24 protein-coding genes and 2 tRNA genes are annotated in these 24,454 nt (G+C 38.3%); 16 read left to right on the plus strand and 10 right to left on the minus strand.

Annotation, left to right across the window (positions count from 1 at the left end):
• Positions 1–39 precede the first annotated feature (39 nt).
• Positions 40–1,770 carry a RagB/SusD family nutrient uptake outer membrane protein gene (locus ACLCDV_RS21325; protein WP_411972190.1) on the minus strand — a complete coding sequence of 577 codons (1,731 nt, stop codon included), beginning with the start codon at positions 1,768–1,770 and terminating at the stop codon, positions 40–42.
• 22 nt (positions 1,771–1,792) lie between these two features.
• The gene (locus ACLCDV_RS21330; protein WP_317669702.1) at positions 1,793–5,062 is read right to left on the minus strand and encodes a TonB-dependent receptor; all 3,270 of its coding nucleotides are present in this window, start codon (positions 5,060–5,062) and stop codon (positions 1,793–1,795) included.
• 431 nt (positions 5,063–5,493) lie between these two features.
• Here ACLCDV_RS21330 and mqnC point away from each other — a divergent pair, with 431 nt between their 5' ends.
• The 3 genes from mqnC (at position 5,494) to ACLCDV_RS21345 (ending at position 7,503) form a co-directional block, all read left to right on the plus strand.
• Entirely contained in the window at positions 5,494–6,618 is a 1,125-nt protein-coding gene (mqnC, locus tag ACLCDV_RS21335) for a cyclic dehypoxanthinyl futalosine synthase (RefSeq protein ID WP_075994034.1), read from the plus strand.
• 9 nt (positions 6,619–6,627) lie between these two features.
• Positions 6,628–7,188, plus strand: coding sequence for an SMC-Scp complex subunit ScpB (gene scpB, locus ACLCDV_RS21340; RefSeq protein WP_293903845.1), 561 nt, complete (start codon positions 6,628–6,630; stop codon positions 7,186–7,188).
• Between the two features lie 153 nt (positions 7,189–7,341).
• Positions 7,342–7,503, plus strand: a complete 162-nt coding sequence (locus ACLCDV_RS21345) for a hypothetical protein (RefSeq protein WP_167450446.1) — start codon at positions 7,342–7,344, stop codon at positions 7,501–7,503.
• A gap of 87 nt (positions 7,504–7,590) precedes the next feature.
• Here ACLCDV_RS21345 and trxA read toward each other — a convergent pair whose 3' ends face one another.
• Genes trxA through ACLCDV_RS21360 form a run of 3 tightly spaced genes read right to left on the minus strand, consistent with a single transcriptional unit; the run spans position 7,591 to position 9,475 of the window.
• A complete protein-coding gene (trxA, locus tag ACLCDV_RS21350) occupies positions 7,591–7,887 on the minus strand; it encodes a thioredoxin (RefSeq protein ID WP_088162818.1) in 297 nt (98 codons plus the stop codon).
• Entirely contained in the window at positions 7,887–8,618 is a 732-nt protein-coding gene (locus tag ACLCDV_RS21355; protein WP_411972191.1) for a rhodanese-like domain-containing protein, read from the minus strand. Before ACLCDV_RS21355 ends, trxA begins: the two co-directional genes overlap by 1 nt.
• 8 nt (positions 8,619–8,626) lie before the next feature.
• Entirely contained in the window at positions 8,627–9,475 is an 849-nt protein-coding gene (locus ACLCDV_RS21360; protein ID WP_411972192.1) for a glycoside hydrolase family 25 protein, read from the minus strand.
• 67 nt (positions 9,476–9,542) lie between these two features.
• Between ACLCDV_RS21360 and ACLCDV_RS21365 the strand changes: the two genes are divergently transcribed.
• The 4 genes from ACLCDV_RS21365 to ACLCDV_RS21380 all read left to right on the plus strand — a co-directional run bounded on the left by ACLCDV_RS21365 (position 9,543) and on the right by ACLCDV_RS21380 (position 11,282).
• A complete protein-coding gene (locus tag ACLCDV_RS21365; RefSeq protein ID WP_153846862.1) occupies positions 9,543–10,427 on the plus strand; it encodes a bestrophin family protein in 885 nt (294 codons plus the stop codon).
• A gap of 95 nt (positions 10,428–10,522) precedes the next feature.
• Positions 10,523–10,607 (plus strand) — tRNA-Ser (locus ACLCDV_RS21370).
• Between the two features lie 189 nt (positions 10,608–10,796).
• Positions 10,797–10,979 carry an RNA polymerase sigma factor gene (locus ACLCDV_RS21375; RefSeq protein ID WP_411972193.1) on the plus strand — a complete coding sequence of 61 codons (183 nt, stop codon included), beginning with the start codon at positions 10,797–10,799 and terminating at the stop codon, positions 10,977–10,979.
• A 218-nt stretch (positions 10,980–11,197) separates the two neighbouring features.
• Positions 11,198–11,282 (plus strand) — tRNA-Ser (locus ACLCDV_RS21380).
• A 65-nt stretch (positions 11,283–11,347) separates the two neighbouring features.
• Here the strand turns inward: ACLCDV_RS21380 and ACLCDV_RS21385 are convergent.
• Positions 11,348–12,238 carry a response regulator transcription factor gene (locus ACLCDV_RS21385; RefSeq protein ID WP_343569077.1) on the minus strand — a complete coding sequence of 297 codons (891 nt, stop codon included), beginning with the start codon at positions 12,236–12,238 and terminating at the stop codon, positions 11,348–11,350.
• A gap of 172 nt (positions 12,239–12,410) precedes the next feature.
• Here ACLCDV_RS21385 and ACLCDV_RS21390 point away from each other — a divergent pair, with 172 nt between their 5' ends.
• Entirely contained in the window at positions 12,411–12,953 is a 543-nt protein-coding gene (locus ACLCDV_RS21390; RefSeq protein ID WP_411972194.1) for a hypothetical protein, read from the plus strand.
• A gap of 319 nt (positions 12,954–13,272) precedes the next feature.
• Positions 13,273–13,809 carry an ExbD/TolR family protein gene (locus ACLCDV_RS21395; RefSeq protein ID WP_411972195.1) on the plus strand — a complete coding sequence of 179 codons (537 nt, stop codon included), beginning with the start codon at positions 13,273–13,275 and terminating at the stop codon, positions 13,807–13,809.
• 187 nt (positions 13,810–13,996) lie between these two features.
• Here ACLCDV_RS21395 and ACLCDV_RS21400 read toward each other — a convergent pair whose 3' ends face one another.
• Positions 13,997–14,563, minus strand: a complete 567-nt coding sequence (locus ACLCDV_RS21400) for a hypothetical protein (RefSeq protein WP_317669690.1) — start codon at positions 14,561–14,563, stop codon at positions 13,997–13,999.
• 188 nt (positions 14,564–14,751) lie between these two features.
• Between ACLCDV_RS21400 and ACLCDV_RS21405 the strand changes: the two genes are divergently transcribed.
• Positions 14,752–15,144 (plus strand): group III truncated hemoglobin, encoded by a 393-nt coding sequence (locus ACLCDV_RS21405; RefSeq protein ID WP_411972196.1) that lies wholly within the window; start codon positions 14,752–14,754, stop codon positions 15,142–15,144.
• A gap of 105 nt (positions 15,145–15,249) precedes the next feature.
• Here the strand turns inward: ACLCDV_RS21405 and ACLCDV_RS21410 are convergent, their stop codons facing one another.
• The 3 genes from ACLCDV_RS21410 to fbaA all read right to left on the minus strand — a co-directional run bounded on the left by ACLCDV_RS21410 (position 15,250) and on the right by fbaA (position 18,042).
• Complete coding sequence (locus ACLCDV_RS21410) at positions 15,250–15,918, minus strand: sterol desaturase family protein (protein WP_317669688.1); 669 nt, start codon at positions 15,916–15,918, stop codon at positions 15,250–15,252.
• Positions 15,919–16,152: 234 nt separating this feature from the next.
• Entirely contained in the window at positions 16,153–16,827 is a 675-nt protein-coding gene (locus ACLCDV_RS21415) for a head GIN domain-containing protein (RefSeq protein WP_313187430.1), read from the minus strand.
• 135 nt (positions 16,828–16,962) lie between these two features.
• Positions 16,963–18,042, minus strand: a complete 1,080-nt coding sequence (fbaA, locus tag ACLCDV_RS21420) for a class II fructose-bisphosphate aldolase (protein ID WP_153846853.1) — start codon at positions 18,040–18,042, stop codon at positions 16,963–16,965.
• Between the two features lie 316 nt (positions 18,043–18,358).
• On the opposite strand from fbaA, the gene ACLCDV_RS21425 reads away from it, so the two are divergent.
• The 6 genes from ACLCDV_RS21425 (at position 18,359) to ACLCDV_RS21450 (ending at position 24,431) form a co-directional block, all read left to right on the plus strand.
• Positions 18,359–18,706, plus strand: a complete 348-nt coding sequence (locus tag ACLCDV_RS21425; RefSeq protein WP_153846852.1) for an ArsC family reductase — start codon at positions 18,359–18,361, stop codon at positions 18,704–18,706.
• A gap of 169 nt (positions 18,707–18,875) precedes the next feature.
• A complete protein-coding gene (locus ACLCDV_RS21430) occupies positions 18,876–20,822 on the plus strand; it encodes a M1 family metallopeptidase (RefSeq protein ID WP_317669686.1) in 1,947 nt (648 codons plus the stop codon).
• 121 nt (positions 20,823–20,943) lie between these two features.
• Positions 20,944–21,630, plus strand: coding sequence for a carboxypeptidase-like regulatory domain-containing protein (locus ACLCDV_RS21435; RefSeq protein WP_411972197.1), 687 nt, complete (start codon positions 20,944–20,946; stop codon positions 21,628–21,630).
• A 115-nt stretch (positions 21,631–21,745) separates the two neighbouring features.
• Positions 21,746–22,159 carry an Rrf2 family transcriptional regulator gene (locus ACLCDV_RS21440; RefSeq protein ID WP_201638667.1) on the plus strand — a complete coding sequence of 138 codons (414 nt, stop codon included), beginning with the start codon at positions 21,746–21,748 and terminating at the stop codon, positions 22,157–22,159.
• A gap of 7 nt (positions 22,160–22,166) precedes the next feature.
• Positions 22,167–22,814, plus strand: coding sequence for an NAD(P)-dependent oxidoreductase (locus ACLCDV_RS21445; protein ID WP_411972198.1), 648 nt, complete (start codon positions 22,167–22,169; stop codon positions 22,812–22,814).
• Positions 22,815–22,946: 132 nt separating this feature from the next.
• Positions 22,947–24,431, plus strand: a complete 1,485-nt coding sequence (locus ACLCDV_RS21450; RefSeq protein WP_317669684.1) for an amino acid permease — start codon at positions 22,947–22,949, stop codon at positions 24,429–24,431.
• Positions 24,432–24,454 lie beyond the last annotated feature (23 nt).

The raw sequence follows: 24,454 nt of genomic DNA on the forward strand, positions 1-24,454 counted from the left end.
CTGATTAGATGGCCGCGTAAATAATCGAATACAAAAAAATTAGTATCCGGGATTCTGTTTTAGATTTCCCATACTCGCATTGATTTCAACTTGAGGAATCGGGAAGATTTCATTTTTATTGGGAGTAAAGTTGATATTTTTAAATGTAGGAAGAATACCTCCTTCGAAGGCCGAATAGGCTGTAATTACATCCTTCGCTATCCCCCAACGTACAAGGTCATAAAAACGATGTCCTTCCATTGCGAGCTCCAATCTACGCTCAAAACGTACTGCTCGTCTAGCCTGATCTTGGTCAGTGAAAGTGAGATAAGGTTTCACATTATATTTTGCAGCAGGCACTCCAGTATCTGTCAGCTTTCCAGGCAATTTAGATGCCCTGATTCGAATAGAATTGACATACTTCAATGCTTCAGGAAGGTTATTCAATTCAACTTCACACTCAGCCGCCATTAATATAACATCGGCCAGGCGAATAATATTTACATCTAAATCTGTAACATAGGTGCCATCATTCGCCGTATGTCCTGAGAATAGCGCTTTAGGGATCATTGTCTTTATAATAGAGAAGGGGCCAGCATGTGGTCGCTGTCCATCCTCACGTCTCAACCAAGGATCTCCAGGAAATACACCATAATCCAAATACATGACTCCTCTTCTTCCGACATTATAATCAAGGCGAGGATCGAATTGTAGATTTGTATTCACCTTATAATCAGTAAGATCCTTTCCTGTCAAAAGAATATCCGAAGTATACGGATTGTTTCTATAAGATCCATCTAACAACGGTAATCCATTCGCGTCAACTTTATAGGCATTAACCAAGTCTATGGAAGGTTGATAAAAACCACAACATCCAACAGGTCCACCATTTAAACCCGACAACATATCCCCAACATTTGCATTATCTCCCGAACCATCCGGGTTAATTATATGCTTTGATACCATAATTGCCTCAGGACCGTCTTCTTTCAGTACATCGTAGTTGTCCTGGTAAGGCATTGTGGTGATGTCTTTTCCTGCAATGACAGCCTTAAACAAATCAAGTGCTTCTTTATACTTTTTCTGATAAAGGTAAAATTTCCCTAAATATGATTTAGCCACATTTTGGTCCATTCGTCCAGCCTCGTTGTTAATTTTTGTCAAAGGTAAATTCGCAACAGCAGTTTTCAAATCACTTTCAATCAGCGGCAAAATATCCTGATCATTTTTAATAGTTTTAGCCTCTTCAATTGAGGTATTTTCATTTATAATTGGAATATTTTTAAATACACGCCATAATAGAAAATAATAGTGGGCCCGTAACAATTTTGCCTCTCCTTCGATCTGTTTAGCACGCTCTGCAGTTACAGTCTTACCTTTACTCTGATCCTCAGCTAATAATTTGAGCGTTGTATTTGTACGGAGAACACCTTCATAGTACACTTGCCACATCGTACTTAAATTATCATTCGATGAAATAGGAGAAAAGTTCACCAATGCATTCATATCAGGTTGATCTGTCGGTATGGATCCTTTATGCGCATTATCTGAAGTAATTTCACCAAATACCCATTGGCTCGGAGCAGAAGAATAATTGCCCCAGGTACCACTCACATTACCATTTAATATGGAATAGGCACCTATTAGCGATGCTTCTACACCTTTTTTAATGCCGACCTGATCTTCAATCAATTGTCCTTGCGGATTCTTTTCCAAAAAACTTTTACCACAACTCGCTAAGCCCAGAATAGCTATACCCGTGATTCCAAGCAATATTTTTATATTTTTCATTTTACTCAAATTAAACATTAAACTAAAATCCTACACTTACGCCCAACATGTATTGTCTTGACTGTGGATACACCCCAAAATCAACGCCAAGTGCAGGGTATTTGGAAGGTGTCGCCGTAACTTCAGGATCTAATCCTTTATATTTTGTAATTGTAAACAAATTGGTCACCCCTAGATAAGCACGAAGTCTCTTCACCCCGGTATTTGATCCAAATAATTTATCAGTCTGAAAGTTATATCCAATCTGGAAATTTTTCATTTTGAAAAAGCTCGCATCTTGAATATAATATGTTGATGAAGCGTATTCATTTGGAGATACTTTATCTTTGGTTATCGATGGTACAGAACCAGATGGGTTTTCAGTACTCCACATGTCTAGGAGCCGCGTACTTTTTTGTCCATCAAAAACACCAAAATCAGTAAAATAACGAGTTGCTTCATAATTTTGATTACCTTTTGATCCATAGAAATACATCATCATATCAAAATTTTGATACCGCGCGTTAAAATTAATTGCATAGGTAAAATCCGGATGTGGGCTACCAATAATCGTTTTATCACTTTCGTCTATTTTACCATCGTTATTGATATCCTCAAAGCGGAAGCCGCCCACACGAGCCAAATCATAAGAAGCATACTGAGTCAACTCACCGCTATTCTGATAAATTCCTGCGACCTTAAATCCATAAAATGCGCCAAAAGGGCTTCCCGCTTTCATAATAGATGTCTCCATACTCCGAAACGCTCCGTACACAACCTGTTCGACTCCCGGAGCGAGTGAAAGAATTTTATTGTCATTTTTCGAGAAATTAACCCCTAAGTCAAAATCAAATTTATTCGGATCATGTTGCTTATGGTGATAGTTAAGAGACAACTCTACCCCTTTATTTTGCATATCACCTACATTTAAATAAGGAGAGTTCCCCCTTCCAACAGCTGTTGCAGGTAGAGGTAGAGCAAATAACATATCGGTAGTTTTCTTATTATACCAGTCAAATGTTCCGTCTATTTTACCTTCAAGAATAGAGAAGTCCAATCCGAGATTGAGCGATTTGACCTGTTCCCATTTCACATTTTCATTTTGATAATCGCTGATCCACATCCCACTTACAAGACTTCCACCAATTGGATAGGAAGAGGAATTTTGTGATAGTTGAAATCTCTTTAAGTATTGATAACCGGGAATTCGTTGATTTCCCGTAATTCCATAACCCGCCCTGATTTTCAAATCATTCAACCAAGAGATATTTTTCATAAAATCCTCCTGTGACAAGCGCCATGCTGCACTGGCTCCTGGAAATACACCATACTTGTTATTCGGTCCGAAATTTGAAGAACCGTCCCTTCTTACTGTGGCACTTAATATATAACGATCTTTATAAGAATAGTCTACCTTTCCAAACAATGAAAACAGCGAACCGTAGGCTCCTTCACTTGCTCCCGATTTCTTGCTACCCGAACCGACATAAAAATAATCTAAGTTATTCGTAATAAAGAAATCATTATCAGTTCCTCTAACTTGGCGATGCGAATTGTCAATAGCCTCCGTTCCCAACAAAATATTTAAATTATGAACGTCGTTAAAATTCACTTTATAATTCAATGTATTGGTCCAAGTCCACTCAGTATTGTAACCTGCCGTTTCGGCAATCCCATTATTGGCACTTCCCTCCTGAAACTCGAGATTTGGATAGGTATAATCAACACCATAATAATTTTCATATTTAATACCAAAACTTGTCCTGAATGTCAATCCCTTCAAAATATCATATTCTCCAAAAGCATTGCCAAAAAATAGATTGGATCTATTCACATCATCTTTTGCGCGATAAGCAATAGCGACAGGATTTTCACCATTTCCCCATCCGCCAATCGACCCAGCGAAGTTCCCTCCCTCATCATACACAGGAATAATGTTCTTAATCCGATAGGCAAAGCCAAGCGCACTACCTTCACCTATATAATCTCCGGCTGTATTCGTATTAACACCAATACCATGACCTTTTGTCATCGAATACTGCATATTTTCTCCAAAACGAAGTTTCTTGTTAAATGCAGAGAAGTTCGTATTTGAACGGACGTTAAATCTTTCAAATCCAGTATGGATTACTGTTCCTTTTTGCCCTAAATATCCTCCCGAGACTGCATAAGATGCGTTTTCACCACCACCAACTGCACTCAATTGATAGGATTGCGTAGGGGCATTTTGTGATAATTCTTTAAACCAATCCGTACCCGCCTGGTTGGCTTTTGTAATTTGAAAAAATTCTTCTTTGTTGTCCGCGTAGTTATACTTCGACATATCTACATTCTTAGGATCTATCTCATTCCCAGAAAGCGAACCATAGCGGAGATAAACGGGAAGATCACCTGTATTACCATTTATCCTATATACCTGCAGAGGATCTAACATTTTCGGAAATCTACTGCTATTAGGTACTTGTACGCCATAATAAGTATCCAAATTAATCTGTGGTTTACCTGATTTACCCGATTTTGTTGTTATAATAATAACACCATTATTTGCACGAGAACCGTAAATAGAAGCTGCCGACGCATCTTTCAGGACCTGCATAGACTCGATATCATTCTGGTTTAACCAGCTCAGTTTTCCTTCGTATGGAACACCATCGATAACATATAGCGGTTCATTGTTATTAATTGTACTGTAGCCACGGATTTTAATCGCTGGAGTAGCACCCGGTGCACCGTCCGTAACAACTTGAACCCCTGTGGCACGTCCCTGTAAGGACTCTACAGCACTCGCAGCTGGTGTGGTCTTCAATTGATCTGTATTGACTACAGCAACAGATCCGGTCAGATCCTTCTTCCGCTGTGTAGAATAACCAGTGACAACGACTTCCTCTAATGCATCTTCACTGCCGCTTAGTGAAATCGTAAGATCAGCTTTCGAAGAAACAGCTACCTCCGTACTTTTGTATCCAATGTAACTGACAATAAGCACATCCCCGATTTTTCCTTGAATAGTAAATGCGCCATTTTCATCTGTCGATGTTCCATTACTACTCCCCTTAATTTTGACAGATACACCAGTAAGACCTTGACCTGTAGCCGCATCCTTCACTACTCCCTTGATCGGTGTCTGTTGTAAGCCTTTGGTTTTCATTAATGAAACGACTTCAACTTTGCCATGGTTGGTTAATCCACTGGCAAATCCATGAGTGGTCATTCCTCCCCCAATGAGAAGAGAACTCATAATCAGAAACCTCTTATTGAACTTTTGGCCCAATATGAGATCAAAACAGCAATTTTTGTCCGTTTTTTTCATCATAATTTTACTAAATAGGTGGTTTAAAAAAATTTATGTTTATTCTTTAGTTGTTTTAGTTGATATTGGTTTTAATTTAAGTTTTTGGTCATTTTTTTAGGTCTGACGACAACAATGCGATATTATTGACAGGTTCAGGCCCTTTGGTTATTCATTTTTTTTCTAATTTGGTTATTTTCCAGAAATGTTAAAATCTGTTAAATAAATGTAAAGAATAATAAATGTAAAAAAAAAGGAAAAATCTTAATTAATTCACAAAGCGCTATAAATCAAGTTATTGTATTTTATACACTAAGCTAAAATGCAATAGTATTGTTACACAAGCACATCCTTTTGTTTTTTATATCCGGAACGTTTCCCAAAATTCAATGTGCATTGTCAAATATTCCGCAAATAGGTCCAAATAAGCTAAAAGCTCCTTATATTTGTTGTTGATGAATGTAAGTAATTTATTAGAACGGGCGCTCCGATTTGAGTTCCTATCCAAGGAAGAGGGTGTTTTTTTATATCAAAACGCACCTACAGCTGATTTGACTTTCGTAGCCAATGAATTGCGTAAAATACAAGTGCCACATGGCAAAGTAACCTGGCAAATCGACAGAAATGTCAATACCACGAATGTGTGTATTGCAAATTGCAAGTTTTGTAATTTTTTCCGTCGCCCTGGTCATGAAGATAGTTACATTACCGATATTGAAAGCTACAAACAAAAGATAGAGGAAACTTTTAAATACGGGGGCGATCAACTGCTGCTGCAAGGTGGCCATCACCCGGATTTAGGTATTGAGTTTTACAAAAACCTTTACAAGCAATTAAAGGAACTTTATCCTACGCTAAAACTACATTCGCTCGGCCCGCCTGAAATTGCACACATTTCCAAACTGGAGAATATGAGCCATATTGAAGTTTTGACGCAATTGAAAGAAGCAGGACTAGACTCGCTACCTGGAGCGGGAGCTGAAATTCTCAATGATCGTGTGAGACGTCTTATATCAAAAGGAAAATGCGGTGGTAAAGAATGGTTGGATGTTATGCGGGCAGCCCATAAAATTAATTTACCAACTTCTGCCACCATGATGTTTGGTCATATCGAAACGATAGAAGAACGTTTTGAACATTTGGTATGGATTCGCGAAGTACAGGATGAAAAACCTCAGGAGTCCCATGGATTTATTGCGTTTATCCCTTGGCCTTTCCAAGATGATGGTACCTTATTGAAAAGACTTCGCGGCATTACTAACAACGTAACAAGTGAAGAATATATTCGCATGATTGCCTTAAGCCGCATTATGCTTCCTAATATTAAAAATATACAGGCTTCTTGGCTCACCGTCGGAAAGCGCACAGCGCAATTATGTCTGCACGCTGGAGCGAACGACTTCGGCTCAATTATGATTGAAGAAAATGTCGTTTCGGCAGCTGGTGCACCACATCGGTTTACATCAAAATCTATACAGGAAGCTATTTTGGAAGCTGGATTCAGCCCACAACTGCGAACACAAAAATATGAGTTCCGCGAGCTACCAGCCCATATGGTCGAACAGGTCATTAACTATTAATACGATACATTGAAAGACGTCATAAGAAATATTGAAGCAATTATATTTGCTTCTGCGGAAGGAATAGATCTTGCCGATATCAAACAGATTTTGCAGGAAGCAATGGCTATTGAGGTTTCAAGAGATGAATTACGTGACTTGATTAAAAAAATTGAAACGAAGTACCAGGACGAAGACTATGTACTTGAATTACGCTATATCAACAACGCTTATCAGTTTTTGACAAAAGCTGTTTATCATGAATCGATACAACAGCTCCAAAATCACAATAACAAACGAAAACTAAGTCAGTCAGCACTTGAAACACTTGCAATCATTGCCTACAGACAACCGATAACAAAATTAGAAGTGGAGCAGATAAGAGGTGTCAGCTGTGATTATTCTATTCAACGATTACTGGAAAAGAAGCTGATCAAAATTGCGGGAAAAGCAGATAGTATCGGAAAACCATTACTTTATGCAACAAGCCAGCAGTTCATGGATCATTTCGGAATCAATGGTGTGAGAGATCTCCCACAATTGAAAGACATCGTTACTGAGGACAATGCGATTGGCGAAACAAATGAATAAATAAAATAAAATAAATTTTTATTTTCAAAATACAATTCAACATACTGATTAACAGAAAAATAAAGCTTAATATTTTTTTTAAAAAAAGTTTTAAAAAATAGTTTTCTTCTCTAATTTTACAACATTGAATAAGAAACAATAAAGTATTATTTTATGAACACGGCAACTTTAGCTAACGAAGATCTTGAAGAAGTAAAATTCGCATCTTTCAACGGTCCTGATGACGATGATGATGATTTCGATGATGATTTCGATTTACCTGAAATCGACTCGATTGGAGGATTAGATGACTTCGATGATGACGATGAATTTTAATATTTTAGTGCGATATAACACTACCTATTAAAACACCAGAGTATCATTAAAAAATAAGGCGTTCAATTTGATTGAACGCCTTATTTTTTACTTTACTTGATCGATCAATTTATGTAATTCCATCTTGGGAATCATGCCGCTTTGCCGCCATACTTGTTGGCCATTTTTGAACAACACGAAAGTAGGCACGCCACTTACCTTATAAATCGAAGCAATTTTTGGATTCTTATCCACGTCAATCTTAATGATAGACAAATCTTCTTGATAAAATTCCTTTACATCCTGTAAAATCGGCGCCATAGTCTGGCAGGGACCGCACCACGTCGCAAAAAAATCCACCAAAACCAGCGAATTTGATTGAATAATCTGGTCAAAAGTAGCCATTATTGATTCTCCTTTACTTCTTCTTGCAATGCCTTATACCCACCTTGGATATTGCATATATGTTTAAATCCTTTAGTGCTCAAAATAGATACAGCCACTGCACTCCTATAACCTGATTGACAGTGTACATACAGCTGTTGATTGTCTTTTTTAAGCGTAGAACCAAAATTAACGAAATCTGTTAATGGAATATTCATTGCATTGTCAATATGTCCATTACCAAATTCTTTAGCTGTTCTTACATCCACAATATGACCTTGATCTGATCTTTTCCTGAATTCTCCTGCACTGATATTACGCAACGAAACTACATCTTCGCTAGTTTTCCAAGTTTCAATACCGCCTTCTAAAACCCCAATAATATGGGTATAGCCCAACTTTAATAAATGATGATAAACCGTATCTTGACTATCTATATCTGTAATCAATAAAAGCTTTTGGGCTTTATTGGGAAACACTTGCGCCAAAAAGTGATCAAAAGGACCTTTAAAGCCTATATTTATAGATTTAGGAACAAATCCTTGTAGGAATATGTCGCCAGGTCGCGTATCAAGAACTTGGATAGCTGTTTCACGACGCAATTTTTTAAATTCTTTCAATGTTAATCGTGGTAAATCTGAAGCGGGTTGCGACATCTCGACCCGATGACTCTTCGATTCCGCATGCAACTGCATTTGACCATTAAACAGTGCTAAACAAACCCCACATAATGTGATAAAAACTCTACGCATATATTTTACTATTTAAAAGGAATAAGCAGCTTTTCCAATTCCTCAATTTTACCATTGTATATATTTAAGTCCACATTGCCCTGAATCCCTCTGACAGTACCTTTTTCAGAAAATTGCCAGAAGGCCCAATGCTCTTTGGGATTCTCAACCCAAAAGTTATAATTTGCAATCCACAACGTATAACCTGCAAATTCTTTTTCCAAAAAGTCACTATAAAACTTATCTCCGGAGTAAAGAATGGGTTTTACTTTGTAGTGAGCTTCGACTTCTTCAAGCCAACGTTTTAGTCCAACTTTCAAGCTATCCATCGATTGCTGTTTTGGATGCTCCTCAATATCCAAGACCGGTGGAAGATCGCCAGACTGTAGTTTAACCTTCCGAATAAAATTCTTCGCTTGCTTGACCGAATTCTCATTGGGTCTAAAATAGTGGTAGGCCCCTCTCAAAACTGCCCTATTTTCCGTTTTACTCCAATTTCGATTAAACTTATCATCAATGCCTTTTTCACCCATTGTCGCCCTGATAAACACAAAATCTATCGGAAAATGATCATTGATTGTGCTTACCTTTTGCCAATCTATTTCTTCCTGATAGGTAGACACGTCTATGCCAAACACCTTATCATCGTGCTTGCTCATAATCTCAATATTACGAATATCATATTTAGCTTCCTTCGTCAGAGACTTGTCTTTGGAGGTAGCCACGCGAAAATAGTATATAATTCCAGCCCGATAATGCCACACAACAAGACAGAGGAAAAGCACCAGCATTCCTGCTATCATCCAAATCCACTTTGTTCCACGAACCTGACTTCCTTTTGTACTTGTTTTCTTTCTTTTTGATCGCTGTTGTGCCATAGCACGATGAAGTTACGGCAATAGCAATTAACTCGCAAAATTTTCGCAACAATTTATATTTTTGTGTATGATCGTATACAACCCCAAAGATTGGCTTTCGGCAACTTTCAAGTTGCATAAATCAGATACCTTCAAAAAGTTATTGCCATTTCTTGTTTTGATAGCGTTTTATTCCTGGATGATTGCCTTTCTAGAATTGGAATACCTCAAACTAAATGAAAAGAGCTGGGTCAAAAACATTACCATTGTCCACAACCTACTCGGTTTTGTTATATCGCTTTTACTGGTATTCCGAACAAACACGGCCTATGACCGCTGGTGGGAAGCCAGAAAACAATGGGGTACATTGACTAATGTTAGTAGAGCCTTTTCGTACAAACTAAATGCCATGCTGGATGTAGATGACAAAGTGAATCGTAGTTTTTTCAGAAAGGCAATCCCCCTATTCGCAGAAACACTATACGATTTTCTAAGATCGGATTACACCAAGTTTATGCTCGACGAAAACGAACACCCTGAGTTAAAGGCTTTGGATAATAAAAAACATGGTCCGAACCAAGTTTCTACCATGATCTTCCACAAAATCAATGATCTATATAAAGAAGGAACTATAACTGGCGATCAGCTTATTATCCTTAATGAGGAAATTATTACCATGACACATGTTTGTGGAGCTTGTGAGCGTATTAAAAACACCCCAATACCATTGGCATATAGTGCATTTATCAAGAAGTTCATTATCTTCTATACCATGACCCTTCCAGTAGGTTATGTTTTTTCTATCGGTTACTTTGTTGTGATTGCTGTACCATTTATCTTATATGTTTTAGCATCTCTTGAATTAATTGGTGAGTCCATTGAAGAGCCATTTGGTATCGACCAAGACGATTTACCGATCGACAAAATTGCGGCCAACATCAGGAAACACTGCCATGAGATTATCCCTGCATAGACTTTTTTAAAAACAATCTAGCTCATTTTCAAACGCTAAGACTAGCTATAGAAAATAAGTTTTGTAAATCTATTCGAAATTTCTACTTTTGTCGCGGAGAGTTGGCAGAGTGGTCGAATGCGGCGGTCTTGAAAACCGTTAACTGTCACAGGTTCGGGGGTTCGAATCCCTCACTCTCCGCAGAAAAAGCCTTTCAGAAATGAAAGGCTTTTTGCTTTTGCATCTTTATTCTCCCCCATCAAAAGATCAATTTTCTTACAGTACCATTCCATTCGAATTATCAGAGCGTTACCTACAAGAAAATAACATTTCGCACAACTCTTCCTGGTCGGTTTTTTATGGAACTAGACACATTTTTAAAATAACCCGATGACCAACAAAGAAAACTTTGAGATTATTTACAAAGAATATGCGCCAGCCATCGGCAAGTTATGCCTCAGTTATACCATAGACCGAGATAATGCAGAAGATTTAATCCAAGAGACCTTCATCACCGCATGGAAAAAACTCGACAGTTTCCGCTACAATGCCAAATTAAGCACCTGGGTATAAATAACCTTAAAACAAGATTATGATTACATCTAAAGCGAACATATCGTCCAGATCAGAGTCCGCTACCTCCAATATGACATCGAAAAATAGGTCAACCCTTAAAAATAATCAATTGGTATTCAACCACATTTCTATTTAAGAGCACTAAAACTGCTTTTAAACAAAGAAAAATGTAAAATAAGTTTTGTAATTCTACCCAAAATTTCTACTTTTGTCGCGGAGAGTTGGCAGAGTGGTCGAATGCGGCGGTCTTGAAAACCGTTAACTGTCACAGGTTCGGGGGTTCGAATCCCTCACTCTCCGCAGAAAAAGCCTTTCAGAAATGAAAGGCTTTTTGCATTTTAGCCCAATTTATCCCCTTACTCTTCTTAAGAACTTACCTCAAGTTTATATCCTTTACCACGTATAACCGTAATTTTGATATTCGGATCAAACTCCAATTTTTTCCTAAGTTTTGATATAAACATATCTAAACTGCGCCCAACAATAATTCCCTCATCTTCCCAAATCTCCTTTTGCAGCCGTGTTCGCGCTATCGTCTGGTTAGGAGACAAGGCGAAAATATGTAACAGACGAGCTTCCGTTCCAGTGAGATCTATGGTGTTTTCATTAATGACCATTTCTCGCTCCTGCGGATTAAACAAAACGGCCCCAAAGGTTAAAATACTGTTATTTTGATCGTCTAACACATTGCTTCGCCTCCGATCCGATTTCAAAAAAAAGAATCCAGCAAATGCTAAAAACAACAGGATACCAAGAAAATAGCTATTCGCTGCTGTATTTATCCCGCTCGGTTTAAATTTAATATTGATCATGTAACATCCTTTAGGTTGCACTCTACCTCTACAAGCAATAATATCATCTTTTTTATTATGGGAAATAGCATATCCATAAGCTACACTCGAATTGCCACAGTTGAGTACATTAACGACATAATCACGGGCATGAGGATCATTGATCAACAGGCGCTGAATAGCACTCACCAGTGAGTCTGGTGTAAAGGTGATTTCATTCTCAAACCTGATCTGATATTCATTTTCTTGAATCTTTTCTACCGGAAGTACCCTTGATCTACTGTCTCCAGACTGCGTAAGCAGTTCATCCCCTATCCTCCTAAGCAAAACTTCCCTCCTAGCGCTATCAAAATCGTCTGTGCCAGTCATATCAAAAGCAACAAAGGCCATCGCAATAAACAAGAGTATTATGCCGCCATACAAGTACTTGCGGTTCCCTGAGAAAATATTTCGGCTTTCAGACATACGATTTACAATTTATTTACAAAGATTACATCACTATTTACAATCTAAATCCCTCTATATAAGTATCATCAAAGTAATTTTGTTACATCACTCTAAAACAGATACGAGAAAAAAAGTTTGAACGGATCTAATTTACTGGGATAAATCTAATGTTCATTAAACTTTTAAAAATATGAAAAAAATTATCTACGTATTGGTTTTACCGCTCGCTATAGGAAGTGGCTTGGCCTTTGCTAATCGCGAAATCAAAAATGAAACTTTTAAAAAAACGGCCCCGAATTCACGCACTCTCACTGAAACGACCACCGAAAGGAATAAATGGGAAGCGAGCCCCAATGGTATAAAATTCAAAAAATGGAAAGAATCTTCCGAAGGTATAAAAGTACTTGACAATGCTGCGAAAATAAAGAATCAAATAAAGAATTCTACCGACATAGAGGCGGTTGTAACTTCTCTTTACCTTCCATTAGGTGCACAGTTAGGTTTCGGAGTAATGGTTAGGATTAATCGTGAAGACTATATTCTAAGTTTTGGTCTGGAAAATTCTAATGAATTTCAACAATTGAAAAGTCTGAAAGTAAACGACAAAATAACGATAAGAGGTCGTAGTGTCATGTACGCACCTAAGTATTCGTATCCAATAATAGCGGGCGACTATGTACAAAGAGATAACAAAATAATTTATAAACGTATCCCTAATCAAGGCGGTTGCTAAGTAACTTACCACCACTCCGCAAGAAAAGCCTTTCAGCATTGAAGGGCTTTTTTGCACACCACTAGAAAAACTTCGAAAGCCCAGCAAGCGCCCTAAATCGATTGAAAGGACAAAATGACAAGAGAATTGGTCAAATCGGATCAACAACGAACAAACTAAAACATAGCATAAAAAAAGTGATTATCAACAATTAAGAAAAAAAAAAAACAGAAAGTACTTGAGAAAAACCCCAGTTTTTAAAAAAAATACTGTGGAATCCGTTCTTCTCTGACATCATAATAAAGAGTAACAACAACGTGTTAACCTAAAGATAACGATCATGGCAGAATTAAACCAAAAAACGCAAGAAACGGGAAAGAAAAAAATAAGAAGCAAAAAAATGGCTCCTAAAGTAGATTTAACAGCCATGGTAGACCTCGCATTTCTTCTCATTACATTCTTTATGTTGACCACAACATTAAATAAACCATCTGCAATGGATATCGCTATGCCAGACAAAAGTAAATCAGATGTAGAAAGTTCGGTTCTTATTGATGAAAACCGCACCGCGACTCTTATCTTAGGCGAAGGAAAATTCATGTGGTATCATGGAGATTTCAAAAAACCGATCAGCTCTTCAAAAGTACCGGTAGATATCGAGAAAGGGCTCTCAGGCGTTATTACACAGTTAAAAGCTAAGATAAGCTCTATGCCCGATACAAAGGACATGATTGTATTGATTAAGCCTAGCAAAGAAGCGCGCACAAAAGATGTTATTCAGACGATAGATCAATTGAAGGGCCAGCATATTGCACGTTATGTGATCAGTAAAACGCAAATCGAGGAAGAAAAGCAATTGCTCGCTGCGCTCCAATAATATTACTATGTAATGAACAATATCCCGCCAGCATATTGAAGCAACGGATTGAGTCAAATTTTATTGGATAAAATCGATTAACATCACGAAAACACCGAAGAGTGTATCTTCATTAAATTGACTAGAACAAGTTTACCGAAAGGTCGTATGATCGATCTTTCGGTAGATTCCAAACCCGTACCGAAAATTATCTTTTATCCAGATTATTCCAATAACGCTCCACATTTTCCTTTACCTCAACCGGTAGGGATGCATAATTTTCTGAAAACGTTGTTTGACTATAACCATCTGTTTCCTCCGCACGAAGACGGTAAAACTTGTTCTTGTAAAGAACAAGTCCTATACAGCTAAGCTGCTTTTGGAGATCATCTTTTGGATGCCTTGAATAGATAAATAATGCATCCAATTTACCATCCTTATCCGCATCAAAAAATGCCTTCCGAGATTCCCAAACCGACGTAACGATCCCCTCTTCGGATATCAATTCATCAGCCACAAGCTGCCACATTCCATCGATCTGCTGAAATTGTTGTACATAAAGCTTATCGGGATCGGCACCCCGTTCCTCTTTTGAAAATACAATATAATTGTCTTCTTTTGGAGTTTGAATGCGTTCCACTTGTAACACACGCTTCCCCTTAAATGGAAAACCAGAAGATTGAAAATTTTCCTTATTGATCGAAATTGTTGTAACCTGCGCCTCGACAGCATAAAATCCCATCGATAATAGGATTAAAAGAACGTATTTTCCCATATGTTTTTCCCTTAGTATTGAGTCAATTTACTGACAATAAAAGAGAATTACAATATTTCAACGAGACATCTTTACATCCAAGTGATGCGATTCTCCCTAAATGTCACTACATTTAATCCAGATAAACATCATGAAGAAGCTTTTGATCCAGCTACAGGTCTTTATTCATGAGCTTAGATCATACGCCGATGAAACAAGATATCCAAACACTCGATGACATTAAAGTATTAGTAGATCAATTTTATACGACGATACGTAACGATACTTTGCTCGGACCTATTTTTAAAGAACGAATCCGAGACAATTGGGCGATCCATCTTGAGAAGATGTATAGTTTCTGGCAGACTATCCTACTGGATGAACATAGCTATTTTGGCAGCCCCTTTCCACCCCATATCAACTTACCCATTGATGCGCAACATTTTGGTCAATGGCTCAAATTATTCGAAGCAACAGTAGATCGCCTATACAGTGGACAAAAGGCAGAAGAAGCCAAATGGCGTGCGCAGAAAATGGCCCAAATGTTTCAGTTCAAACTGGAATACCTGCACGCCAACCCCGACAAGAAGCCATTGATCTAAAGTTAGCCTACAAGGCCCACTTGACATTGTCAAATAAAAAGAAAAATTAATCCATAAAAAAAGCCCTGGAGTTTCCAAGGGCTTTTTTAGTTGATGTGATTCAATTTATGCTTTTTCTTCCTTTAAGGAAGTAGAATCTTTTTTGGGTTCCTTTTCTTCGAAACCTGAGCGTAAAATTTCATCCCATAAGGAAGAACTCACTCCAAAACCTTTTTCTGGATCAGAATAATGGTGCAACATATGGTGCTGCTTGATCCGTTTGAAAATACCGCTTTTAAAATTAGCATGGTGCATTGCATAATGACATTCGTCATAGATCAAATACCCCACCATAAAACCTGAGAAAAAACAGGCTAAGATAAACTCATTCGAAAAAAACAATGTAAAGCCAAGATACACCAAAAGAGCTAGTGGAATACTCGCTGACAACGGCATCACCAAACGCATACGGTCTCTTGGATAATCATGATGCACACCATGGAAAATAAAAGCGATTCGCTTTCCCCATTCCGATGTCGGATGAAAATGAAACACCCAACGATGTAATGCATATTCAAAAGCAGTCCAGAAAGCTAAACCAAAAATAAAATACCCACTGTATGTTAAAAAAGAAATCTCTCCCCAAACTAGAGCTTTATACGAAAAGAAAACAACCACGGGTACATAGAAAATCAAAGGTACACTCCAATGCACTTTCGTCAAAGACTCTAAAAAGTCATTCTTGAACATGCGCGTAGATTCCGTAGAATTTGAAACATAATTACGCTTTGCCATAATACTATTTTTATTATTCCCTCACAAAAATAAGTATTTTAAGCACAAATGAAGAAGGTTTCTGATGAGAAAAACAAAATAACTGACCTTTTTAATAAAAAGGTTAAACAACAATCATCACCCCAATCAAGCTAAACCCTTTTTATTTCATCTATTACCTCAAATTTCCACTCTTTTCTATAAAATCAACTAAAATAAACTCGCACTAAAATTGACAAATCCAAGACAGTTTACTTATTTAAAGTTGACTGTTCCGCCAGCCATTTTCTTTTCTACACGTTGTTCCGGTTTTCCATAGACATCAATGACACCACCACCACGTGTTTTTGTTTCGATCGAATCAGTGGCAAAAACATCCGCTTTTCCTCCGCCATTGACAGTAACTACCGTTGTGGCTGTCTTAAAATCTTTTCCTTCATATTTGCCGCCAAAGTTTGAAATGATCTCCTGTTTATTTGCCTTTCCATATAAAGCGATTGTAGCCCCTGAGGTCACTTTAATTTCAGCTGTTTTTACCGCTGTATAAAGATCGACCAGACCACCTTCTGAAGCATATACTTTTAAGTGGTCAGCAGCAACTGGATTATTTGTCGTTGCAAATACCTTGGCTCCTTTTTTTGCTTCCACATTGTTCAAACTCTTGTAATATACCTTCACAGAGATATTCCCCCCTTGCAGCATATTCAAGGTATTCATTTTCAAAACCAAGGATCCATTTGTGTTGACGACCTTAACATTTTCATGGTTCTGTCCTTCAAACGTCACCAAGGACTCGTCGGATTTAATCAACTCCACCTGAATCTTGTCCGTCGCTACAACCGAAGAAAAATCGCCAACATTTTGCTTCACCTGCCCAAACCCCATTTGGGCAATTAATAAAAGAATTACACTGACTCCTAAAAATTTCATATTTACTTGACTTTTTATTGTTGTTCGTCAAAAAATAAGCCAATTCCTATTAAGAACAACATTTTTAACCTATTTTGACATAAAAAAGGCGCCCTATATAAGGGCGCCTTTATGATCTATTTTTTCAACCTATGCTTATAGTTTGCTATTAACGTCTACTGCATTCAAATCAGCGAACGCTTCTTTCAGACGAGCAACAAAAGTTTCTTCACCTTTACGTAACCAAACGCGTGGATCGTAATATTTTTTATTTGGAGAATCAGTTCCTTCTGGGTTACCGATCTGACCTTGCAAATAATCATGGTTTTTCGCTTCATAAGCTCTTACACCATCCCAGAATGCCCATTGCATATCCGTATCAATGTTCATTTTGATCGCACCGTATGAAATCGCCTCTGCAATTTCTTCAGGAGAAGAACCAGAACCACCGTGGAATACGAAGTTTACAGGCTTCTCAGCAGTAAGATTATATTTCTCACGAATATATTCTTGTGAATTATGTAATATAACTGGTTGCAATTTCACATTACCTGGTTTGTAAACACCATGAACATTACCAAATGCAGCTGCCACTGTAAATTTGTCAGATACTTTAGACAATTCTTCAAAAGCATACGCAACCTCTTCCGGTTGGGTATACAGTTTTGAACTATCTACATCCGAGTTGTCAACACCGTCTTCTTCACCACCTGTCACACCCAGCTCGATCTCCACAGTCATACCAAGTGGTTTCATACGCGCTAAGTATTTAGCTGAAATTTCAATATTTTCTTCAATTGGCTCTTCCGATAAATCCAACATGTGAGAAGAGAACAATGGTTTTCCGTGTTGCGCAAAGAATTTCTCGCCAGCGTCCAACAAACCGTCGATCCAAGGTAAAAGTTTCTTAGCTGCGTGATCTGTATGCAGAATAACTGCTACACCATAATGCTCAGCTAATAAATGAACATGTTGTGCTGCAGATACCGCTCCCAATACGCAAGCTTGTAAATTATCGTTGTTTAAGGTTTTACCAGCGTAGAATTGCGCTCCACCATTTGACAATTGAATAATTACAGGAGAATTTACTGCTTTCGCAGTTTCCATAACCGCATTGATAGAGTTTGTTCCGATAATGTTTACCGCAGGCAAAGCAAACTTATGTTTCTTCGCAACCTCAAACAACTCTTGTACTTGATCTCCTGTCAATACACCTTTAAAATCTTTTAGGCTCATATTTCTGTTATTGATTTATTTTAATCTTTCATTAAACTTGAAGCTACTAAATTATTAAAAATTATTATTACTTCCTAATTTTTATAGTGTACTAAATACACTATCATTTCCCGTGGTATGTAGAATCTTAACGAATCATAAAACCTTGATTGTTCAATTGCATAAGAACTTTCCGGTTGCTCCTTTTTTCAATGGCATTGCCAACAAAATATTCACAATTATCCTTCAACCACAGATAAGACACCATAGAAATATGAATTATTTTAAAAATTGAATCGGGATTGATTAAATTTGGATTCACCAAATTGTCACTATTATGCTACAGGTATACGGTATCAAAAATTGTAACACAGTAAAAAAAGCACTTACATGGTTGGAAGACAATAATGTTCCCTTTCAATTTCATGACTTCAAAAAAGAAGGCGTCAGTGTAGATAAATTAAAAGAATGGGAAACACAGGTAGACTGGCAGGCGCTAGTGAATAAAAAGGGAACCACTTGGAAAAAGTTATCTCCAGAAACTCAAGAGCAAGTCATTGATAGTGATAGTGCCAATAAAGTACTTCAGGAAAATACAAGTATGATTAAACGTCCTGTTATTGAATACAACAAAGGTATATTACTCGGTTTTAATGAAGCAGAGTACGTAACAAATTTAAAATAGTTCCACAAAGCTTCCCGGAATGGAGGTTCTAAAAAGCCTCCAATTATCTTAAATAAACCTTTAAGATCCCTTTCTATCCCTTATATTATGAAACGTCGTTTGCGTTTTTTTTGGCTCAACGTACTTTTCATTGTATATTGGAGCAAATAAACATAATTTAAGTAGACGTATGATGAAAAGAATTGCACTGGCTTCTTTAAGCCTTGTTGCGTTGAGCTATGCTTATCCGGCCTTTGCACAGGAGAAAACATCCAATTACAGCTATACAGAGGCCTTTGCACCCTTGTTTTTTAAAAATAATGGCAATGAATATCGTTCTGCAGCCGGAAAACCGGGCCCTGCCTACTGGCAAAATGCAGCCGACTATAAAATTCAGGCTTCCCTGAACGATCAAAATGATCAAATTACAGGATCTGTCGAGATTACCTATAGCAACAATAGTCCAGACAATATGAACTATCTGTGGTTACAATTAGATCAAAATATGTTTTCACAACATGGCCGTGGTCAATTGATCTCCCCCTTGACCAACAGCCGTTACGGTGATGGTAACTCAACTTTTGATGGTGGATATCAGATACAATCTGTTACGGATGTAAACGGAAATGCCATCGAATATATTATTGACGATACCCGTATGCAACTTCGACTTCCTGCGGCATTAAAGAGCAAGGGCGGAAAAATAACTTTTAAAATTAAATACCAATACACCGTTCCTAAATATGGTGCGGACCGTACAGGTATACTTGACACAAAAAACGGAAAAATCTATGCCATTGCACAATGGTTCCCAAGACTGTGTGTCTATGACGACATTAGAGGTTGGAATACCCTTCCTTATACAGGACCGGGAGAGTTCTATCGTGAATTCGGAAATTACCAGGTTGAGATCACTACTCCGGCAAACCACATGGTTGTATTGGGTGGCGAATTATTAAACCCACAGGAAGTATTTACAGCTGAGCAACTCAAGCGATACCAACAGGCACAACGCAGCGACGAAACCGTGATCATCCGCTCCGCCGAAGAAGTTAACGCAAAAAACTCCAGGCCTGACAAGAAAACCTTAACCTGGAAATATCAACTTAATAATGCACAAGACATTGCCTGGGCGTCCTCTACGGCATTTATTTTAGATGGTGCGAAGATCAATCTACCGAGTGGAAAAAAATCCCTCGCGTTGTCAGCCTATCCAATTGAAAGTAACAGTAACAATGCCTGGGAACGCTCGACAGAATACACGAAAGCTGCAATTGAAATCTATTCAAAAAGCTGGTTTGAGTATCCTTACCCTGTAGCTGTCAATGTAGCCTCCAATGTTGGTGGAATGGAATATCCAGCCTTGTCGTTCTGTGGCAATCAGGCCAAAGCAGGCTCACTTTGGGGTGTTACCAACCACGAGTTTGGTCACAATTGGTTCCCAATGATTGTCGCATCCAACGAACGTGAACATGGATGGATGGATGAAGGGTTCAATACATTTATTAACGAACTCGCAACAAAGGAATTCAACAATGGCGAATATTACCGTAATCAGGCGAGCAGATCGTACATCTTTACTGCCCGTAATCTTGAACCGATCATGAGTACCCCGCAAAACATGAAAGAACGTAATATTGGTGCTTTGGTCTACTATAAGCCAGCTTATGGACTGAAATTATTGCGAAACGAAATCATCGGTCCTGAGCGCTTCGATTACGCCTTTAAAAAGTATATCCAAGAATGGGCTTACAAACACCCTACACCGGAGGATTTCTTCAAAGCTATTGAAAATGGTGCTGGAGAAAACCTAAACTGGTTCTGGCGCGGGTGGTTTGTCAACAACTGGCAAATGGACCAAGGTATAAAATCGGTATCCTATGTCAACAATGAGCCAAAATTTGGCGCACTTGTCACCGTGGAAAATCTCGAAAAATTACCGATGCCAGTTATTGTTGAAGCTACAACCGTATCAGGCAAGAAGATTCGAAAAAAACTACCCGTGGAAATCTGGGAAAGAAACGACGTATGGCAATTTAAAATACCCACCACAGAGTCATTGCAATCTGTACAGTTAGATCCTGACATGGTCATGCCGGACAAAAACCCAGACAATAATTCGTGGAAAGCAAATTAGCAGATTTTCAAAATCTATTCGTTATTTTTGGCTAGAGAACGATCATGAACGTATGGCGTAAACAAAACGGCAAATACCCTGTTCATTCATAGATTGAAAATACATAACTATATTTATTCACATGAAAATCTTACAAACGATTCTAAGCTGCTTACTTATTACACTAATGAGTGGACATCTTGTTGCACAGGAAAAAACCAAGGGGATTATTATGGAACTTGTCAGCGGTGAGAAAATTGAGGCTGCACAAATTCAAAATTTAAGAACCAGGGCTGAAGTACAGACCAATAGAGATGGCTCCTTTGCAATTGACGCCAATATTAACGACCTCTTGTTAATCAAGGCTGTGGGATATGAACAAGATACTGTCTTCATTTATGATAGCAGCTTACGCAGAATCTATTTGAACAGAATGAATAATGTTATCGAACTCAATGAAGTTGTTGTAGAACGGATGACAGACAGTAGACTTGCTGCTGAAATCCAGCGCGAGAAGACTTTAGGAAAGTATTCCGACGCAAGTCAAAACCGCGGCGGAGTGCGAATTTCTCCAAGCCGTATATTTAGCAAAGAGGGAAAACAGGCACGTTCAAATCACAAACTCCTCGTCGCAGAACTTGAGAAAAGAGCAGTTGATCGAAAATTCACCGAAAATCTGATCAAAGAATTGACTCCGCTCAATGGTTCAGATCTAGCCCTGTTTAAGGAAAGGTTTAGACCTTCCTATAAATTTATTCAAAACAGCAGCCAAGAGACTCTGAAGGTCTATATCATGGATAGCTATAAAAAATTTAACGAGAAAAAATAAAAAACAAACACTTTTATCACGTGATTGTCAGAAGGTTTTAAACTGTAATAATTTTTATTTCAGTTTAAAACCTTTTCTGTTACTTTGTGTTATAATTTAGAAAAATCAGCAGAGGATGTTACACAACTTGAGGTTCGCAACAGCATTACACATTATGGTTCTGGCACAGTTAGAAGAGTCAAATCAATGGCTTTCTTCTGAATATATTGCGTCAAGCATCCAGGTCAATGCAAGTGTGGTTCGCAAAGAAATTGCATCTCTCAAAACAGCATCTTTACTGACAAGTAAAGAAGGTAAGGGCGGCGGTATTCGCATAAATCCCGAGAATCCAACGATTACCTTGGCTGATATTTATATCAGCACCAAGCAAACCGATTTCGGCGGGAAATTTAACAATCCCAATCCGGCATGTATTGTGGGCAAAAATATCAACTCCAAACTCCAAGATCTGTATCAGGAAGTCGACACTGATATTGTACAGCGTTTGGAAAAGATAACCCTGGCTGATTTTAGCAAAACATTTAATTAAAGGAAACATGAAAGTAGCAGTAATTGGATCCACAGGATACGTAGGATCTCATCTCGTAAAAGAATTGGTAGACCGTAACTATGACGTAGTCGCCATCGCCCGCCACATCGAAAATATTCCATCGAGTGAAAAAGTAACCAAACTCCAAGTAGATATCAATGATAATAATCAATTGGTTTCTGCGCTAAAAGGTGTTGATGTTGTTGTTTCGGCTTTCAATGCCGGATGGACTAACCCTAATCTTTATGAAGATTTTACAAAAGGTGCATTGGCCATCCAACAGGCTGTTAAAGATGCCGGTATCAATCGTTTCATTGTTATTGGTGGTGCAGGAAGTTTATTGGTTGATGGAAATAGACTGGTCGATTCACCGGATTTTCCCAAAGAAATTAAACCTGGGGCATTAGCTGCAGCAGATTATCTGAATACCATCCGGAAAGAAGATCAACTTACCTGGACCATGTTTAGTCCTGCTATAGAAATGAATTCCCATGCTGGTGGAACACGTACCGGAAAATACCGCACAGGCCTTGATGCTCCGGTATTTGATCAGGAGGGTCGTTCTAGATTATCAGTAGAGGATCTTGCTGTAGCAATAGCAGACGAAATTGAGAACAAACAATTCCTCAATAAACGCTTTACAGCAGCGTATTAGTACCCAAACAGGCATTTGATTCAGATTTTATTACAAAAGGGAGGAGCAATCTTCCCTTTTTTCATTGAGATCATTTATATTTGACATTAATTAAACAATTGAAAAGCTAAATAATCGTAAAGAATTAATCCTATGCTATTTAAAAAATCGATTCCTCAACTCATTGCTGAAGCAAATGAAAATGGAGAACACACGCTAAAGAGGACACTGTCCAGCTCGGGCCTTATCGCCCTCGGTGTCGGGGCTATCATTGGGGCAGGACTTTTCTCCCTAACAGGGATTGCCGCTGCTGAAAATGCAGGGCCAGCTGTTATCCTATCTTTCATTATCGCAGCAGTAGGCTGTGGATTCGCAGGTCTTTGTTATGCCGAATTTGCCTCTATGATCCCTGTTGCGGGAAGTGCTTACACATATTCCTACGCCACAATGGGTGAATTTGTTGCCTGGATAATCGGCTGGGATCTCGTCCTAGAATATGCACTAGCAGGAGCCACGGTTGCCGTCAGTTGGTCTCAGTATTTCAATCAGCTCCTGATGATATTTCATATCCAGCTCCCCGACACCCTGCTCAAAGGCCCTTGGGAAGGTGGTGTAGTCAATCTGCCGGCCATCATTATTGTTTGTTTACTATCGCTGTTACTGATGCGCGGCACACAGGAATCATCCCGCGTAAACAATATATTGGTTATCCTAAAAGTTGGTGTAGTATTGATTTTCATTGCCTTGGGATGGAGCTTTATCAATCCTGCTAACCACGATCCATTTATCCCTACAAATGCAGGTGAAGAGCTTGTGAAAAGTGGACAGCAAAGCTTTTGGTCATTTTTAAAAAGTGATGACTTCGGTCACTTTGGTATCAGTGGAGTATTACGGGCTGCAGGCGTTGTCTTTTTTGCATTCATCGGTTTCGACGCGGTAAGTACAGCTGCTCAAGAAGCAAAAAATCCAAAAAAAGGTATGCCAATCGGTATCATCGGCTCGTTAATAATCTGTACACTTTTGTATGTTTTATTCTCTTACGTCATGACAGGTATCGAAAACTATACGATGTTCAAAGGTGATGCTAAACCAGTTGCGACAGCTTTTGCTCGAACAGGCTATCATTTCTTAAATACAGCGTTGATTATTACGATTATTGCAGGATATACTTCAGTTATTCTCGTGATGTTACTTGGTCAGAGCCGCGTATTTTATTCGATGAGTAAAGATGGTTTGCTTCCAAAGATATTTTCAGACTTATCCAAAAGACAGACTCCTTGGAAAACAAATGCTATTTTCATGGTATTCGTAAGTATATTCGCAGGTTTCGTTCCAGTTTCTGATCTTGGGCATATGGTAAGTATTGGTACCCTATTTGCCTTCACCCTTGTATGTGTAGGTATTCTAGTACTACGTAAAACAGATCCTAATTTGGAGCGCCCGTTTAAAACACCATTGGTTCCTTTCGTTCCGATCATGGGTATCTTGGTCTGTATTTTAATGATGGCCTCATTGCCAATTGAAAGCTGGGAGCGTTTAGCGGTCTGGCTCGCTTTAGGCTTATTAATTTACTTTGTATACGGTAAAAAACATAGTGTCATTAGAAAACAACATCAGAACCAACAAAATATTGGTTAAACATAAAAAAGGCTTCTTTATTA

Source organism: Sphingobacterium sp. Lzh-3 (genome assembly GCF_046764375.1).
Lineage (GTDB): Bacteria > Bacteroidota > Bacteroidia > Sphingobacteriales > Sphingobacteriaceae > Sphingobacterium.

Bases quoted from the DNA above. Each gene is read 5' to 3' on its own strand.
- ACLCDV_RS21325 (WP_411972190.1), bottom strand. From the start codon at position 1,770: ATGAAAAATATAAAAATATTGCTTGGAATCACGGGTATAGCTATTCTG.
- ACLCDV_RS21330 (WP_317669702.1), bottom strand. From the start codon at position 5,062: ATGATGAAAAAAACGGACAAAAATTGCTGTTTTGATCTCATATTGGGC.
- mqnC (WP_075994034.1), top strand. From the start codon at position 5,494: ATGAATGTAAGTAATTTATTAGAACGGGCGCTCCGATTTGAGTTCCTA.
- ACLCDV_RS21345 (WP_167450446.1), top strand. From the start codon at position 7,342: ATGAACACGGCAACTTTAGCTAACGAAGATCTTGAAGAAGTAAAATTC.
- trxA (WP_088162818.1), bottom strand. From the start codon at position 7,887: ATGGCTACTTTTGACCAGATTATTCAATCAAATTCGCTGGTTTTGGTG.
- ACLCDV_RS21355 (WP_411972191.1), bottom strand. From the start codon at position 8,618: ATGCGTAGAGTTTTTATCACATTATGTGGGGTTTGTTTAGCACTGTTT.
- ACLCDV_RS21360 (WP_411972192.1), bottom strand. From the start codon at position 9,475: ATGGCACAACAGCGATCAAAAAGAAAGAAAACAAGTACAAAAGGAAGT.
- ACLCDV_RS21365 (WP_153846862.1), top strand. From the start codon at position 9,543: ATGATCGTATACAACCCCAAAGATTGGCTTTCGGCAACTTTCAAGTTG.
- ACLCDV_RS21375 (WP_411972193.1), top strand. From the start codon at position 10,797: ATGACCAACAAAGAAAACTTTGAGATTATTTACAAAGAATATGCGCCA.
- ACLCDV_RS21385 (WP_343569077.1), bottom strand. From the start codon at position 12,238: ATGTCTGAAAGCCGAAATATTTTCTCAGGGAACCGCAAGTACTTGTAT.
- ACLCDV_RS21390 (WP_411972194.1), top strand. From the start codon at position 12,411: ATGAAAAAAATTATCTACGTATTGGTTTTACCGCTCGCTATAGGAAGT.
- ACLCDV_RS21395 (WP_411972195.1), top strand. From the start codon at position 13,273: ATGGCAGAATTAAACCAAAAAACGCAAGAAACGGGAAAGAAAAAAATA.
- ACLCDV_RS21400 (WP_317669690.1), bottom strand. From the start codon at position 14,563: ATGGGAAAATACGTTCTTTTAATCCTATTATCGATGGGATTTTATGCT.
- ACLCDV_RS21405 (WP_411972196.1), top strand. From the start codon at position 14,752: ATGAAACAAGATATCCAAACACTCGATGACATTAAAGTATTAGTAGAT.
- ACLCDV_RS21410 (WP_317669688.1), bottom strand. From the start codon at position 15,918: ATGGCAAAGCGTAATTATGTTTCAAATTCTACGGAATCTACGCGCATG.
- ACLCDV_RS21415 (WP_313187430.1), bottom strand. From the start codon at position 16,827: ATGAAATTTTTAGGAGTCAGTGTAATTCTTTTATTAATTGCCCAAATG.
- fbaA (WP_153846853.1), bottom strand. From the start codon at position 18,042: ATGAGCCTAAAAGATTTTAAAGGTGTATTGACAGGAGATCAAGTACAA.
- ACLCDV_RS21425 (WP_153846852.1), top strand. From the start codon at position 18,359: ATGCTACAGGTATACGGTATCAAAAATTGTAACACAGTAAAAAAAGCA.
- ACLCDV_RS21430 (WP_317669686.1), top strand. From the start codon at position 18,876: ATGATGAAAAGAATTGCACTGGCTTCTTTAAGCCTTGTTGCGTTGAGC.
- ACLCDV_RS21435 (WP_411972197.1), top strand. From the start codon at position 20,944: ATGAAAATCTTACAAACGATTCTAAGCTGCTTACTTATTACACTAATG.
- ACLCDV_RS21440 (WP_201638667.1), top strand. From the start codon at position 21,746: ATGTTACACAACTTGAGGTTCGCAACAGCATTACACATTATGGTTCTG.
- ACLCDV_RS21445 (WP_411972198.1), top strand. From the start codon at position 22,167: ATGAAAGTAGCAGTAATTGGATCCACAGGATACGTAGGATCTCATCTC.
- ACLCDV_RS21450 (WP_317669684.1), top strand. From the start codon at position 22,947: ATGCTATTTAAAAAATCGATTCCTCAACTCATTGCTGAAGCAAATGAA.